Origin of the sequence: Arthrobacter sp. SW1, assembly GCF_001766675.1 — a bacterium.
Taxonomy (GTDB): domain Bacteria; phylum Actinomycetota; class Actinomycetes; order Actinomycetales; family Micrococcaceae; genus Arthrobacter.
The window spans coordinates 1-611 of sequence record NZ_MJLT01000058.1 but is presented as its reverse complement, the minus strand read 5'-3'; the positions used below and the strand labels follow the sequence as shown (position 1 = coordinate 611).

The 611-nt window shown below is 63.3% G+C and carries 2 protein-coding genes; both read right to left on the bottom strand.

Features of this window, described 5'->3' with window-relative positions; translation table 11 throughout:
- Positions 1-303, bottom strand: a 303-nt coding sequence (locus BIU82_RS16950) for a PfkB family carbohydrate kinase (protein ID WP_253182827.1), incomplete at its 3' end; no start/stop codon positions are given.
- A 145-nt stretch (positions 304-448) separates the two neighbouring features.
- A partial coding sequence (locus BIU82_RS16945) for a tautomerase family protein (protein WP_139146590.1) occupies positions 449-611 on the bottom strand: 163 nt, incomplete at its 5' end.

The window sequence follows — 611 nt, the reverse complement described above, 5'->3', positions numbered from 1 at the left end:
CTGCTCTTCCGGCAGGATTGCGCAGAAGGTGGCCGGGGTCTGCAGGCCTTCGACGCCGCTGACGAAGCGGTCGTCCACGCCGAACTTGGCCAGTTCCCGGTGGAGGTATTCGCCGAAGGGGTCCTCGCCGGTTCGGGTGATCACCGCCGTCGAGCGTCCGTGGCGTGCCGCGGCAACGGCAACGTTGGACGGCGAGCCGCCAAGGTACTTGCCGAAGCTTCCCACTTCGTCGAGGGTGACGCCAATGTCGTTCGGGTAGATGTCGACGCTGATGCGTCCCATCGTCAGTAGCTCGAAGCTCACGTCTTCCGCCTTCCTTTCATTCCGGTTCCGGTTCAACCCGGTTTCCCGGCGCGGACCGCGGCCGTTGTGATGCCGGCCACAGCTAAACTTTCCTACGTTTTTAATGTCCTGTCAAAGGTTTGTCCGCACATTTTGCGAGGCTTCCTTAGGACGCAGCCGGCACCTTGAGTTCGCCGGTCAGGTATTGGGCGCGCCCGAAGCCGAAGGTCCAGTCCTCGGGCCCGTTTTCGACGTAGCCCAGGAAGACGTCCTCGCCGCCAACACCCGCCTCCGCCAGCGCCTCATTGATGCGGGCATAGAGCGCCTTC